The 15,213-nt window shown below is 63.2% G+C and carries 9 protein-coding genes; 8 read left to right on the top strand and 1 reads right to left on the bottom strand.

The features are described 5' to 3' along the window. Positions 1-151: 151 nt before the first annotated feature. Entirely contained in the window at positions 152-5,020 is a 4,869-nt protein-coding gene (locus tag ACZ0AI_RS03125) for an NAD-glutamate dehydrogenase (RefSeq protein WP_463564525.1), read from the bottom strand. A gap of 351 nt (positions 5,021-5,371) precedes the next feature. On the opposite strand from ACZ0AI_RS03125, the gene ACZ0AI_RS03120 reads away from it, so the two are divergent. From ACZ0AI_RS03120 to ACZ0AI_RS03085, 8 genes are all read left to right on the top strand, one after another. Further along, positions 5,372-7,255: a methyl-accepting chemotaxis protein gene (locus ACZ0AI_RS03120; RefSeq protein ID WP_463564524.1), complete on the top strand. Its 1,884-nt coding sequence runs from the start codon at positions 5,372-5,374 to the stop codon at positions 7,253-7,255. Between the two features lie 194 nt (positions 7,256-7,449). After that, the gene (locus tag ACZ0AI_RS03115; RefSeq protein ID WP_463564523.1) at positions 7,450-8,409 is read left to right on the top strand and encodes an AAA family ATPase; all 960 of its coding nucleotides are present in this window, start codon (positions 7,450-7,452) and stop codon (positions 8,407-8,409) included. Further along, positions 8,409-9,362, top strand: coding sequence for a DUF58 domain-containing protein (locus ACZ0AI_RS03110; RefSeq protein ID WP_463564522.1), 954 nt, complete (start codon positions 8,409-8,411; stop codon positions 9,360-9,362). The genes ACZ0AI_RS03115 and ACZ0AI_RS03110 overlap by 1 nt, the downstream gene beginning before the upstream one ends. Next, the gene (locus ACZ0AI_RS03105) at positions 9,359-9,853 is read left to right on the top strand and encodes a DUF4381 domain-containing protein (protein WP_463564521.1); all 495 of its coding nucleotides are present in this window, start codon (positions 9,359-9,361) and stop codon (positions 9,851-9,853) included. The genes ACZ0AI_RS03110 and ACZ0AI_RS03105 overlap by 4 nt, the downstream gene beginning before the upstream one ends. Then, positions 9,846-10,877, top strand: coding sequence for a vWA domain-containing protein (locus ACZ0AI_RS03100; RefSeq protein WP_463564520.1), 1,032 nt, complete (start codon positions 9,846-9,848; stop codon positions 10,875-10,877). The genes ACZ0AI_RS03105 and ACZ0AI_RS03100 overlap by 8 nt, the downstream gene beginning before the upstream one ends. Further along, on the top strand, positions 10,874-12,628 hold the full coding sequence (locus ACZ0AI_RS03095) for a VWA domain-containing protein (protein ID WP_463564519.1): 1,755 nt from the start codon (positions 10,874-10,876) through the stop codon (positions 12,626-12,628). Before ACZ0AI_RS03100 ends, ACZ0AI_RS03095 begins: the two co-directional genes overlap by 4 nt. Beyond that, positions 12,625-14,265, top strand: coding sequence for a BatD family protein (locus tag ACZ0AI_RS03090; protein WP_463564518.1), 1,641 nt, complete (start codon positions 12,625-12,627; stop codon positions 14,263-14,265). Before ACZ0AI_RS03095 ends, ACZ0AI_RS03090 begins: the two co-directional genes overlap by 4 nt. 13 nt (positions 14,266-14,278) lie before the next feature. After that, a complete protein-coding gene (locus ACZ0AI_RS03085) occupies positions 14,279-15,103 on the top strand; it encodes a helix-turn-helix domain-containing protein (RefSeq protein WP_463564517.1) in 825 nt (274 codons plus the stop codon). Positions 15,104-15,213 lie beyond the last annotated feature (110 nt).

The raw sequence follows: 15,213 nt of genomic DNA, 5'->3' as shown, positions 1-15,213 counted from the left end.
CAAGGGCTAGGCGCCGACTCCTACTGGATCGTGGGCAGTTTACGTATCGAGTAGGAGCCCGCTTGCCGGCGATATGATTTTCAGGAAGCAAAGATAAAAAAACGCCCCGAACCAGTCGGGGCGTTTTCGTTTCTCGCTAGAGCTCAGGTGATCAAGCTGGTAATACCGGCAGCTGGCTTTGCGCCAGATCGCTCAGCTCGCGATTGGCCACGGCGTACATCGCATAATCACTACCAGCCGCCGCACGCAGTTCGGCGAGCATGGCCTTCCAACGGTCGACCAAGCGACGGTTCTGCTCAAGCCATGCCTCGACCCGCTCCTCGATCGACTCCGAACCACCTGGTAGCTGCAGCACGGAGACCGTGATCGCCCGTTGCTGTGCATCCAGGTCATCGCGGAACGCCTCGCGGGCCAGAGCCTGCCAGTTGCTTTCCACACTAAGGCTACTGATCTGCTGCAGGTACCACGACAGATCCAGAGCATCCGCCACAGCGAAGTACGCTGACGCTACCTCAGTCGGCTCGCGACCGGTGAGATCCGCCGACTCGATGATCGGCAACAGCGTGTACAGGTGGCCAGTGCCTGCAACCACGCGGGACAGCAGCTCCGGCACACCGGCTTCGACGTAAGTCTGGTAGCGCGCCATCCACTGATCGCGGGCAGGCCCTTCGAGCAGTTCGTCCAGACGCATGGCCAGCGCCTTGACCCGTGGGCCGAGGTGAGCGACGTCACGAGCGGCGTCCAGGTCGTTGCGGCGGCTGCGCAGGTACCAGCGGGTAGCACGACGGCCGAGGCGCATCAGCTCATCCATCATGGTCAACTGCAGATCGGCCGGCACCTGGTTGTCCAGGGACTCGATCTGCCGCCACCAGAACGGTAGGTGGAACACGTCACGCACCACGACGTAGGCAGCAGCCACCTGGGCTGAGCCCACCCCGGTGGACTCCTTCAGGCGCTGCACGAAGGTGATGCCCATGTGATTGACCAGATCGTTGGCGATCTGCGTGCTGACGATCTCGCGCTTGAGACGGTGACGACGCATGGCCTCACCGTACTGCTGCGCCAGTCGCGCCGGGAAGGCAGTTTCCATCTCACGTGCCAGGTAATCGTCGTCGGCGATGTCGGACTTGATCAGCGATTCCTGCAGCTCGATCTTGCTGTAGGAAATCAACACCGAGAGTTCCGGACGGGTCAGGCCCTGGCCCTTGGTGGCGCGCTCGTTGAGCTCCTCTTCGGTCGGCAGGAACTCCAAGGCGCGGTCGAGTTTGCCGGTCGCCTCCATGGCCGCCATCAGGCGCTTGTATTCACCCTGGCGCTCACGGGCACGACGCTCGGCGAGCGACAGGGCCTGGGTCTGCTTGTAGTTGTTGCCCAACACCAGACTGCCGACATCTTCGGTCATCTCGGCGAGCAGCGTGTTGCGCTGCTTGCCGGTCATGTCGCCGGCGGTGACGATCTCGTTGAGCAGGATCTTGATGTTCACTTCATGGTCGGAGCAGTCCACACCACCGGCGTTGTCGATAAAGTCGGTGTTGCTGGCGCCGCCGTTAAGGCCGAACTCGACACGGCCGAGCTGGGTCATGCCCAGGTTGCCGCCCTCGCCCACCACCTTGGCGCGCAGTTCACGACCGTCGACACGCAACAGGTCGTTGGCCTTGTCACCGACATCCGCATGGCTTTCTCGGCTGGATTTGACGTAGGTGCCGATACCGCCATTCCAGATCAGATCCACCGGCGCCTTGAGCAGCGCATTGAGCAACTCGTTGGGGGCCAGTTTGTCAGCCTGAATATCGAAACGGGCTTTCATCTCCGGACTGATCGGGATGCTTTTGGCACTGCGCAGGAAAATGGCCCCGCCCTGGGAGATCAGCGAGGTGTCGTAGTCAGCCCAGCTGGAACGCGGCAGATCGAACAAACGCTGGCGCTCGGCGAAGCTGCGTGCAGCATCCGGATTAGGGTCGATGAAGATATGCAGGTGGTTGAAGGCAGCGACCATCTGCAGCGATTCGGACAGCAGCAGGCCGTTGCCGAACACGTCACCGGCCATGTCACCGATACCGATCACGGTGGTCAGATCCTTCTGCACGTCAATACCGCGCTCGCGGAAATGCCGCTGCACGGAAACCCAGCCGCCCTTGGCGGTGATGCCCATGCCTTTGTGGTCATAACCGGCCGAGCCGCCCGAAGCAAAGGCATCGCCCAGCCAGAAGCCATATTCACCGGCAATGCCGTTGGCGATGTCGGAGAAGGTCGCGGTGCCCTTGTCGGCCGCGACGACCAGATACGGGTCATCGACGTCGTGGCGCACCACGTTGGCGGGCGGCGCCACTTCGCCGTCTTTCAAGTTGTCGGTGATGTCGAGCAGCCCGCTGATGAAGATGCGGTAGCAGGCGATGGCCTCGGCCTGAATCTCGTCACGGCCGCCACCCACAGGCAAGCGACGTGGCACGAAGCCACCCTTGGCGCCGACCGGCACGATCACCGCATTCTTGACCTGCTGCGCCTTGACCAGGCCGAGCACTTCGGTACGGAAGTCCTCCTCACGGTCAGACCAGCGCAGGCCGCCCCGCGCGACGTTGCCGAAACGCAGGTGCACGCCTTCGACCCGTGGTGAGTAGACGAATATCTCGAACTTCGGCACGGGTCGTGGCAGTTCGGGAATCGCGCTCGGGTTGAACTTGAAGCTGAAGTAATGCTTCGCCTCACCCTGGGCATCGGGCTGATAGAAGTTGGTCCGCAGAGTCGCCTTGATCAGATCCAGATAGCGACGCAGGATGCGGTCTTCGTTGAGCACCGCAACGTTGTCCAGCGCACCGAGAATGGCCTGTTCCAGTTTGTTCTGCTTGTCCTGCAGATCATCGGCACTAAGCTTGCGGGCTAGGTAGAAGCGGGTCTTGAACAGACGCACCAGTTCGCGGGCGATATCGGCGTGGTTGAGCAGCGTGTTGGCGATGTAGCCCAGGTCGAAGCCCAGACGAATCTGTTTCAGGTAACGGGCATAGGCACGCAGCAGCGCGACATCGCGCCATGGCAGGCCTGCCGTCAATACCAGACGGTTGAAGGCATCGTTCTCGGCATTGCCCCGCACGATGTGGATAAAGGCGTCCTGCAGCGTGTCGTTGAGCTGCTGGATGTCGAGTTTGAGGCCTTCGCTATAGGTAAAGGCGAAATCGTGAATCCAGAACTCACGGCCACTCTGGTGTTGCAGCCGGTATGGAAACTCACCGAGCACGCGCAAACCGAGATTTTCCAGAATCGGCAGCACGTCGGACAGCGCCAGCGGTGTGTCCGCGTGGTACAGCTTGCAGTGCAACTGACGCTCACCCGGCACCAGCGGCTGGTAGAAGCTCATCACCAGCGGGCGCTCTTCGGAAATGCTGCGCAGGTGCTGCATGTCGACCACGGCCGAATGCGCCGGGAAACGTTCGCGGTAGCCTGCAGGGAAGTGTTTGGGGAAGTCGGTCAGCACGCGAGTGCCTTTGGCCTCGCCAAAATTTTCCACTACTAGAGACGCATAATCATCCGTCCAGGAGCGGCAGGCCTGAATGACCTCGCGCTCGAGCTGCTGCGGATCAATGGCCAGCTTGGTCTTCGGATCCACACGCAGGATGAACTGCACGCGAGCCAGCACCGACTCGGAGAAGTAGGTCCAGAACTCGCAATCGCTGGCCTGTAGGCGATCGACCAGTACCTGCTGAATACGCAGGCGGGTCTCGGTGGAATAGATATCACGCGGCACGTAAGCCAGTGCATAGACGAAACGGCCATAGGGGTCGAAACGCAGGAACAGGCGAACCTTGTTGCGCTCCTGAATCTGCACGATCGACAGCGCGGTACTGGCCAGCTCGTCCACCGGCGTCTGGAACAGGTCGTCGCGCGGCAGCACTTCGAGAACCTTGACCAGTTCCTTGCTCAAGTGGCCCTGGGAGATAAAACCGGAGCGTTTCTCAACATCGGCGACCTTGCGGCGAATGTAGGGAATATCGCGCACACTTTCGCTGTAAGCCGTAGAGGTGTAGATGCCGAGGAAACGGTACTCCTTGACCACCTTGCCTTCGCCGTCGATTTCACGAATGGAGACGAAATCCGGATAGGCCGGGCGATGCACCCGACTTGGCTGAGCAGCCTTGGCGAACGACAGCAGGCTCGGCTCGCGCAGGTACGCCAGGGCATAGGGCTCGATACGCAGATCGTCCTGGCTCAGGCCGCTGCGCAGGCGCTTGGACAACCCCAGCAGCGAGCTTGCGTCGTACTGCAGATAGCCGCCGGTGGCATCGTCGTGAACGGTGAACTCCTCGTAACCGAGGAAGGTGAAGTGGTCATCCTGCAACCAGTCGAGAAACACCTTGATCTCGTCCAGTTCGGCGGCTTCGGTCTGACCGCGACCAAGGGTTCCGTCACCCAGCTTGCTTAGCAGCTCCTGGGCCTTGGCCTTCATCGGCTGGAAATCGGCAACGGAGAGGCGCACCTCTTCCAGCACGTCGAGCAGGGTCTTTTGCAGCGACTTGATCTCGGCGTTGCTGGCGCAACGGTTGATTTCCAGGAACATCAGCGATTCGCGCGTGACATCCTGGCCGGCACTGCCCTTGGGCAGCAGGTCGACCAGCGCGCCCTGGGCATCGCGACGCACGCTGAGCACGCTGTTCTGCAGAGTATGGATGCTGTAACCGCGGCGCTTGAGTTCGATGCGCACGGAGTCGACGAGGAATGGGATGTCCGGGTGCAGGACTTCGATACCGGTATGCGTGCTTTGCCAGCCATGCTTTTCATAGTCGGGGTTGAATACGCGCACCTGGGGCTGGGCAGGATCGAAAGTAGCCAGCAGGCGCCAGGCAGAAAGAGTGCAACCAACCAGGTCGGAAAGACGCCTCTGTGTCAGTTCCTCGAGGGCGATGATGCCGAAGAACTGTTCAGCGAACAGGGCCACTCTTGGCAGATCCTGTTCACTGACATGCTGCGCCAGGGCCGCTTGCAGTTGATGCTGAAAGTCGGCTTTGCTGGCCGCGGTGAAGAACGCCATTTTTATGCTCCGTCTATGGGCTATGAGGGGCTGTTGTCGTTTCAGCACGAACCGTGCTGAAACGACAACAGCCCCTCCTTTGCGATTCGTGTTCCATGTCCTAGTTCAACCTTAGCGCAGCGGTTTGAAATTACCCGGGCAGCCGCTTTAACTGAATGCTTGAACGATGACTCCTCGGTCACAGAGGCTGCCTGAGCTTAACGACAGTGCAGACGCCAGCGCTTGCCATGCGGCGACATTTTCGTTCACGGCTATAGAGACTCAGCAGACGTCATACAACCCTTGCACTGCATTGGCACAACGCCTAAAGTCTGGCGTCAATAAAAATAATGCCAAATGGACATCACTCCCATGCCGCTCTTCCTCTCCTGGAAGCAGAAGTTTCGTCTGCTGATTCTCGTCACCCTGTCCAGCCTGGCTCTGCTTACCGCGGCCTCGTTCTGGGCCAGCCAGCGCCTCAATTCCTCGCTGCAAGCCAGGGAAGATGCAGCCGCCTATGTCAACGCCAGTACCATGCTGATGAATCAGTGGTGGCGCAGTAACGCTCAACGTCAACAACTGACTCCCGACAACCAGGCCGCCTTCAGTGCAGGCCTGGATGAGCTGCAGGCACTCGTCGACGCGCTACCAGCGCAGGCTCAGGCACTCAATGACGCCAGCACACTGGAACATGCCCAGCAAATCCAAACCGTGCTGCAACAGGAAGTCGCGCAGCAGCGTCGCTTGCTGAGTCTCAACCAGACCCTTGGCCTCACGCCTTTTGAAGGGCAACGCAAAACCCTGAGCGAAAAGAGCAAGGCGCTGGAGGCGATCAGCTTCGACATGATCAAGGCCACCGTCACCAGCTCCCTGAGCAGTCAGCGCGACTACCTGGCGACTTCCGATCCCGTGTTCGCCGAGATGACCCATGCATCCATCAAGAAGCTGCAAGCGCAGATCGATGATCTTGAGTGGCAAGACACCCCGGTCGGCAAAACTGTGTATGCGTTCAACAAGGCCTTCGTCGAAACCCAGAACAGCCTCGAGCAGATCAGTGCAACGAATAGCCAGTTGAGCCAACTTGGCGAGCAACTGCAGGCGCGCATTGATGCGCAAACGCAGGATCTGCAGCAGGGGCTGCTGCTGCAACGCGCCCAAGGTGCCAAACAAGCTCGGGTTTCCTCACTCTGGCTGATGGGCCTGAGCTTCGCCGTAGTCGCCGCCCTGCTCTCACTCACCCTGTTGCAGGCATCGCGCACGCTAGTCAAGCGCCTGGAGAACGTCACCCGACTGCTCAGCCAGGTTGCCTCCGGCGACCTCACCTGCACCCTGCCGGTCGGCACCAACACCAAGGACGAGTTCAATCAGTTGGCCGGTGCCGCGAACAGCATGATCCGCGACATTGGCCGCATCGTTGCCCAGGTGATCGAAGCCAACCGTGAGCTCAACCGCCTGCACGGCCACCTCGATGACTCCATGCGCCAGTTGGGCAACAACAGCACACAGGTAGAGATGCAGACCGAGCAGGCGGCTGCGGCCTCCCAGCAGATCAGCGCCACGCTCAACGACATGGCGCAGCGCACCGCTGAAGTCGGTAACGCCACCCACAGCGCCTACGATGCGGCGCGCAATGGTGGCAACGTGATCAACGCAAGTGCCGAGAGCATGAACCAGTTGGCGCAGTTGATTCAGAACACACACGCCCAGGTCAGCGCCCTCACCCAGTCTAGCGGCAAGGTCACCAGTATCATTGGCGTGATCAACGGCCTGGCTGACCAGACCAACCTGCTGGCCCTCAACGCCGCTATCGAGGCAGCGCGGGCCGGCGAAGCCGGGCGTGGTTTCTCGGTGGTGGCTGACGAAGTTCGTTCCCTGGCACAGAAAACCATGGCTGCCACTACCGATATCGCCGCCATCGTCAATGAACTCAGGCAACAGACGCAGCAGATGGATCAGTTGATGACCAGCGGCCTGAGCCTGGCGGAAGCGGGTCAGCGCAGTTCCGGCGAAGTGGCCAGCGCCATTGAGGGCATCACCGACTCAATGGAGCAGCTCAATGCACAGATGAGCCAGGTTGTGGTCGCCATCGAACAGGTGTCCGGCAGTACCGAAGAAATCGCCACCAAGGTCGAGGACATCAACCTGCACACTGGCAAGACCAAGACGCTGCGCCTTAGCCTCGACGAACACACCCAGGGGTTGTCGCGTCAGGTCGAAGCCCTCAACCAGAGCGCCAACCAGTTCCGCATCGCTTGAACCTATCACCGGCCGCGCGCGCCAATGCGCGGCACGCCGGCCGGATACGTGACCGGGCACACGATCGAAGCAGCGTATGGTAGCGATATGTGCAGCAGAGCATGCCCCGCATGGCTTAACCCCCCTGCCTTCGATTATCATGGTTGGCCCTGACGAGCGGGGTCGTCGCTCGCGATTTCCATCCTGGAAAACCTATGGAACACAGAGACGCGCTGCTCTCCCTTCGCCACTTCCTGGCCAGCCAGATCCTCGGTCAGGAAAAACTCATCGATCGCCTGCTGATCGCCCTGCTCGCCGACGGCCACATGCTGGTCGAGGGCGCTCCGGGCCTGGCCAAGACCAAAGCGATCAAGGAGCTGGCCGAAGGTATCGAAGCCGAGTTCCACCGCATTCAGTTCACCCCGGATTTGCTACCCGCCGACATCACCGGCACCGAGATCTATCGCCCGGAAACCGGCAGTTTCGTGTTCCAGCAGGGGCCGATCTTCCATAACCTGGTGCTCGCCGACGAGATCAACCGCGCGCCCGCCAAGGTGCAATCGGCACTGCTTGAGGCGATGGCCGAGCGGCAAGTATCGGTAGGCCGCAGCACCTACGATCTGTCGCCACTGTTTCTGGTCATGGCCACCCAGAACCCGATCGAGCAGGAAGGCACCTATCCGCTGCCAGAGGCGCAACTCGACCGTTTCCTGATGCACGTGAAGATCGGCTTCCCCGATGCCAGCGTGGAACGCAAGATTCTCGCTCAGGCTCGCGGCGAAGCGCTGCACGGTGAAACCAAACCGGATCACCGCCTGAGCCAGCAGGCGATCTTCGCTGCGCGTAAGGAAATTCTCGGCCTGTACATGGCCGATGCGGTGGAGGAATACCTGGTGCAGCTGGTGATGGCCTCGCGCACCCCGGGCAAGTTCGACGCCGAGCTGGCCGAGTGGATCGCCCACGGTTCCAGCCCGCGCGGCTCGATCGCCCTGGATCGCTGCGCCCGCGCTCATGCCTGGTTGGCAGGTCGCGACTTCGTCAGCCCTGAAGACATCCAGGCGGTGCTGTTCGATGTGCTGCGCCACCGCATCATCCTGTCGTTCGAAGCAGAAGCCTCGGGTATCGATCAGGATCGCGTGATCCAGCGCATCCTCGATGTGGTTGCAGTAGCCTGATGCAATCGCCGGCGGATAACCCTGAGCTGCAGGCGGGCATCCGTACCGATCTCAAGCAACTGATAGACATGCGTCACAGCGTGCGTGAGGTGCAGCTGTTCTCCTCTCCTGGCAGGCGCAGCCCACTGATTGGTCTGCATCACTCCAAGCTGCGCGGACGCGGTGTGGACTTCGATCAGGTGCGGGTCTACCAACCCGGCGACGACGTGCGCACCATCGACTGGCGCGTGACCGCACGTACCCAGGAGCCGCATACCAAGCTGTTCCACGAAGAGCGCGAGCGACCGATCTACATTCTTGTAGAACAGAGCCGCCAGCTGTTCTTCGGCTCCGGCCTGATGTTCAAATCGGTGCTCGCCGCCCGTGCCGCCGGCCTGATCGGCTGGGCCGCACTGGGCCATAACGACCGCATCGGCGGGTTGGTATTCGGCGGCCAGGAGCATCACGAAATCAAACCGCGACGCAGCAAGCAGAGCCTGCTGCAACTGCTCAGCCGCCTGGCCCGTGCCAACCAGGCGCTGGATGGTGATGCAGCGGTGTATCGGGACAGCTTCGGTCAGGCCCTGCGCCGGGCCCGCGAAGTGCTGCGCCCCGGCAGCCTGGTAGTGATCCTCTGCGATGAACGCACGCTGAGCGACAGCAGCGAGCAACAGCTGATCCTGCTCGCCAGGCACACCGACCTGCTGCTGCTACCAGTCTCCGACCCCCTCGATCATGCCCTGCCAGCATCCGGCCTGCTGCGCTTCGCCGATGGGGACGCTCAGTTGGAAGTGGACACCGAGGACGCCAACCTGCAGCACAGCTACGCCGCCCAGGCACAGGCCCGCCAGGCACGCTGGTTGCGCCTGGCGCAGAAGCTCGGCGTGCCCTTGCTGTCACTGTCCACCGGTCATGAACTGGTCGATCAGTTGCGTGAACACCTGAACAACCTGCGCCCCGGTAAATCGGCATGAACCCGCTGGATCAATTGCAACCGCTGATCGCCCCGGCCGCTGTTGGCTGGTGGCCGCCCGCACCTGGCTGGTGGCTGCTCGCGTTGCTATTGCCGCTGCTGGCATGGGCCACCTGGCGGCTGCTCAAGCGGCTGCCCAAACCAAAGCGCAAGCAGGCCGCCGAGCAGCCCCTCGACCCACTGCGCGAGGCCGCCCTGCAGGAACTGCAACGCCTCAGCAAACCCTACGACGGCGCCCCTGCCGGGCCCTGGCTGCAACAGATCAACGGCTTGCTTAAGCGCCTGTGCCGCGAACGTTACCCGGACAGCCACAGCCATACCCTGAGCAGCCGCGCCTGGCTGGCGTTTCTCGACAACCGCTGCCCGGCCGCCGGTCTGACCCGCTGGATGATCCTGGTCGAAGGCGCCTACAAACCACAGTGCACGCTGGACGACAAGGCCATCGAGGGTCTCAGTCAGGCCGTTGGCATCTGGATCCGCAAACATGTTTGAGTTCGCCTGGCCGTGGATCTTTCTGCTCGCGCCGCTGCCCTGGCTGCTGCGTATGTGGCTGCCGCCGGCCGACAGCGGCGAAGCGGCGTTGCAGGTGAGTTTCCTCGGTGAGCTGGAGAACCTCTCCGGTCGACGTGCTCGCCTGCAGTTGCCGCCCTGGAAGAAACAGGTGCATTTCGCCCTGCTCTGGCTCCTGCTGCTCTGCGCCGCGGCCCGCCCCGAATGGGTCGGCGACCCCCTGCCACTGCCGGCCAGCGGGCGTGATCTGCTGATCGCCGTAGACGTATCCGGCTCGATGGATTACGCCGACATGCGCTGGGAGGACGAGGAAGTCAGCCGCCTGGTGCTGGTCAAGCACCTGATGGGCGATTTCATCGAAGGTCGCACCGGCGATCGACTCGGGCTGATCCTGTTCGGCAGCCAGGCCTACCTGCAGGCTCCGCTGACTTTCGACCGGCAGACCGTGCGCACCTGGCTCGACGAAGCGGTGATCGGCATCGCCGGCAAGAACACCGCCATCGGCGACGCCATCGGCCTGGCGGTCAAACGTCTGCGTCAGCGGCCGGCGCACAGCCGCGTGCTGGTGCTGATCACCGATGGCGCCAACAACGGCGGCGAAATCGAGCCGATGACCGCCGCCCGCCTCGCTGCCGAAGAAGGCGTGACCATCTATCCCATCGGCATCGGCGCCGACCCGCAGCAAGGTGGCAACTTCGCGGCGTTCGGTTTCAACCCGAGCCTGGATCTGGACGAGCCGACCCTGCGCGCGATTGCCGAGCTCACCGGCGGCGAATACTTCCGCGCCCGCGATCAGAGCGAGTTGCAGGCCATCGAAGCCACCCTCGACCGTCTCGAGCCGGTGGCCCAGCAACCGACCCTGGCGCGCCCTGCCCTGGCACTCTATTCATGGCCCCTGGCAACGGCCGTGCTGCTCAGCCTGGCCCTGGTGGCCCGTAGCCTGTGGCCACAATTACGTCAGCAGCGCCTCACCCTCATGCAGCGACTGAGGCGCAAGGCACCATGATCGAATTCACCGGGCTGTGGCCCCATATCTTGCGCCCTTGGTGGCTATTGCTGCTGCCTTTGATGGCCTGGCTGCTGTGGCTGCTCACGCACCGGGAAAAACGCAGCGGCCGCTGGCAGACGCTGTTACCGCCCGCCTTCCATGCCGTGCTGCTACGCGGCGGCCGCGGTCGCAGCAGTCGCCTGCCGTGGATCGCCCTCGGTCTGGCCTGGCTGCTGGCCATCTTGGCGCTGCTCGGCCCCAGTTGGCAGCGGGTGGAACAGAACGACATGAAGCCGGCCGATCCGCTGGTGGTGATGCTCGAGCTGACCCCGCAGATGCTGGCCAGCGACGCCTCACCCAACCGCCTGGCCCAGGCACGCCGCAAACTGCTCGATCTGCTGCAGGCCCGCGGTGACGCACAGACCGCCATCGTCGTGTACGCCGGCAGCGCCCACACCGTGGTGCCGCTGTCGGACGACCTGGGCACCAGCCGCAACCTCCTCGAAGCGCTTAAGCCATCGATCATGCCGGAACCGGGCAAACGCGCCGACCTCGCCGTAGCCAGGGCTCTGCAACTGCTCAAGGACGGCGCTCAAGGCCAGGGCCGCCTGCTGCTGATCACCAGCAGCCTCGATGACAGCGAGCGCAGCGCCATCGGCAAGCTGCTCGGCAACCGGGGTGAGCGTCTGCGCATTCTCGGTGTCGGCAGCAGCGAGGGCGCACCGATCGTCCAGGAAGACGGCACCTTCATGAAGGACGATCAGGGCGCCATCCTCATGCCGCGCCTGGACACGGCCGGTTTGAGCCGGTTCGCTCGCGACCTCGGCGGCCAATACCGCGCTATCAGCCTCGACGAGCGCGACCTGCGTACTCTAGGCCTGCTCGATGGCCCGCAGCAGTTGCGCGACAACGGCCACAAGACGCAACTGCGTAGCTGGGCCGATCAGGGCTACTGGCTGTTGCTGCCGCTGTTGTTGCTGGCGGCCTGCGCCGGGCGCTGCGGCTGGCTGCTGTGCCTTCCGCTGCTGTTGCTGGGCACCCCGCAGACGGGCATGGCGTTCAGCTTCGACGATCTCTGGCTGCGTGCCGATCAGCAGGGCCAGCGCCTGCTCGAAGCGCAGCGCCCCAAGGAGGCCGCAGAGCGTTTCGATGATCCGCAGTGGCGCGGCCTGGCGCTTTATGAAGCCGGCGACTACGCCGCCGCTGCCGAGCAGTTCGCCCGGAGCGACAGCGCGGTGTCGCTGTACAACCGCGGCAACGCCCTGGCCCGCAGCAACGAGCTGGAAGCCGCCGTAGACGCCTACGAACGCGCGCTGGAAATCGACCCGCAGTTGCTGCAGGCGCAAAAGAACAAAGCACTGGTGGAAGAACTGCTGCGCCAGCGTGAACAGCAGCAAACCGAGCAGAAAGATCAGCCAGACGAACAAGAGCGCGACGAAAGCAACGAACAACAGCAACCCGGTCAATCTGCGGCTCCCACCCCGGACGAGCGTGAGGCCAGCCAGGGCCAGCCCGGTACGCCGCAGGAGCAACAGCCACCGAGCGAGCCGAAAACCTCGCCGGGCCAGCCCTCCGAAACAGGTGAGAACGCGGAAACGCCGTCATCGCCACAACCCGACACGGGCAGCTCGGAAGACGATGCCCCTCTCGATGGCGAGCGCCGCCAGGCTCTGGAACAATGGCTGCGGCAGATTCCCGATGACCCGGGCGAATTGCTGCGCCGCAAATTCTGGTACGAACAGCAACAGCGTCAGGAACAGCCACGATGACCCGCCTGCTCTGCACCCTGCTCCTCTGCCTATTGGCGTTTCAGGCCAGCGCGCAGGACTTTATCGCCAGCGTCGACCGCAGCCGGCTGAACCTGGGCGAAAGCGTCGACCTGACCCTGGAGTCCACGGACTCCACCCAGTTCGGCAAGCCGGATCTGGCGCCGCTCAACGAGCTGTTCGAAGTGCTCGGCACCCGCCAGGTCAATCGTCTCACCACCCTGAACGGCGAAGCCCGCGCCACCACCCGCTGGATCGTCACCCTGCGGCCGCGCCATAGCGGCTACGTGGTGGTGCCTCCGCTGCGTCTGGGCAACTCGCAAAGCCAGCCGATCAGCCTGCACGTGCTGGAATCGGCCACCAAGAGCGCAGATGAGCAGATGGCACCGGTGTTCATCGATGCCAGCCTGGATCACGAGAGCGTCTACGTGCAGGCGCAGAGCGTGCTGACCCTGCGCATCTACCACTCCGTGTCGCTGTATGACGACAGCAGCCTGACACCGCTGGAAATTGCCGATGCCCGCGTCGAATCCTTGGGCGAACCACGCACCTATGAACAGGATATCGGTGGAGTTCGCCATGGCGTGATCGAGCTGCGCTATGCGATCTTCCCGCAGAAGAGCGGTCAGCTGACGATTCCCGGCCAGGTGTTCAGCGCCACCCTGGTCGACCGCTCCAACAAGAACGACTACCTGCCATTCGGGCCGCGCCCCGGCAAGGTCACGCGGGTCAAATCCCCGGAAATCCCGCTGACGGTCAAGGCCAAGCCTGCCGATTACCCCGCTGACGTGCCATGGCTGCCGGCCCGCGCCCTGAGCCTGGCCGAGGCCTGGAGCCCGGAGCCCGGCCAGGTCAAGGTCGGCGACTCGCTGACCCGCAGCCTGATGCTCAAGGCCGATGGGCTATCCAGCGCTCAGTTGCCGCCGCTGCCAGCGACCACCGTGGATGGCCTGCGCCGCTATCCGGACCAGCCGCAGCTGAACAATGAAAGCAACGAACGCGGCCTGATCGGCAGCCGTGAGGAGCGTGAGGCCCTGGTGGCCAGCAAGGCGGGTACGCTGGAGCTGCCGGCAGTCGAGGTGGTGTGGTGGAACACCCATGAGGATCGCCTGGAGCGCACGACCCTACCCGGGCGTAGCCTGGAAGTGGCAGCCGATCCGGCCATGAGCGTGGAGCAGCCGGTGGAACCACGCCCGCGCAGCACGCCGGTCGAAGACGTACTGCTGTGGCCATGGCAACTCAGTAGCGTGCTGTTCGCCCTGACCACCCTGCTCGGCTTCGGCCTGTGGTGGCACGCGCGTCGCCAGCCAGCCATCCAACGTGCCGCACAGAGCGGTCCGAGCCCCCGCACCCTGCTCGACGACCTCAAGCGCGCCTGCCTGGCCAACGACAGCCAGGCGACCCGCCAGGCCCTCGACGCCTGGGCACGTCAGCAACCGGAAACCCTGGCCGATATGGCAGCCCGGTTCGCGCCGTTGTCCGAGGCCCTCGATGGCCTCAACGGCGCGCTTTACAGCGAAAGTGGCCAGCATTGGCAAGGCGCCCAGTTGTGGCAGGCCATCGGCGAGCTGCCGGCGGCCGAAAAAGCCCAGGAAAACGGCCAGGAAACCACCCAGTTGCCGCCGCTTTATCCGCGCTGAACAGGAGAGACCGATGATCGAGCAGCCGGTGTCCGCGCTTCCCAGCTTCTGGCGTGACGCCGACCTGCCCTTCGTCGAACTGCGTTCGATCGAGGATGGCCGTCAGGTCTGCTATGGCCGGCACAGCCACGAGATATTCTCCATCGGTGCGATCACCCATGGGCAGAGCACCTACAGCAATCGCGAGGTGGATCACCACGTCAGCCAAGGCACCGTGGTGTTGATGAATCCGGGCGACGTGCACGCCTGCAACCCCATCGACGGGCAACCCTGGTCGTACCTGATGCTGTATGTCGACCCACAGTGGTTGGGTCGCCTGCAGCAGGCACAGGGGCTGACCGATACGCCAGTCTTCCAGCGCTTCGCCTGCATCGCCAGTGACGATGCCGAGCTGTATCAGGGCCTGCTGCAATTACGTGAAAGCCTGCTCGATCCAGCCCTTGGCCCGAACGGCAAGGCCGCTCAGGCAACGGCTTTCTTCAGCCTCGCCCTGCAACGCCTGGCGCTGGAAGGCGACAGCGACGAGAGCATCAACCCGCGCCTGGAACACGCCGCCCGCCTGATCCACCGCCACTGCGGCGAAACGCTCAGGCTCGACACCCTGTGCGAGGCTGCACAACTATCACCGTCGCAACTGATTCGCGGCTTCAAGCAACGTTACGGCATGACGCCTCACGCCTACCTGCTCAACCGCCGTATTCAGTTCGCCCACTCCCGCCTGAAGAGCGGTGCGCCACTGGCCGAAGTCGCCCTGGAGGCCGGCTTCGCCGACCAGGCGCATTTCCAGCGCACCTTCAAACAATTCCTCGCCGCCACCCCCGGCCAGTACCGCGGCTAGCGATAACGCCCCTGGCCCGACGCCGTAGCCTGGCGTTGAGCGCAGCGATACCCAGGAACCACTCGTAAGGCTGCCCCGGGTATCGCTGCGCTCAACCGCGGGTTATCGTT

Source organism: Pseudomonas sp. AC355 (assembly GCF_979258205.1).
This window is presented reverse-complemented; position numbering and strand designations above follow the sequence as displayed.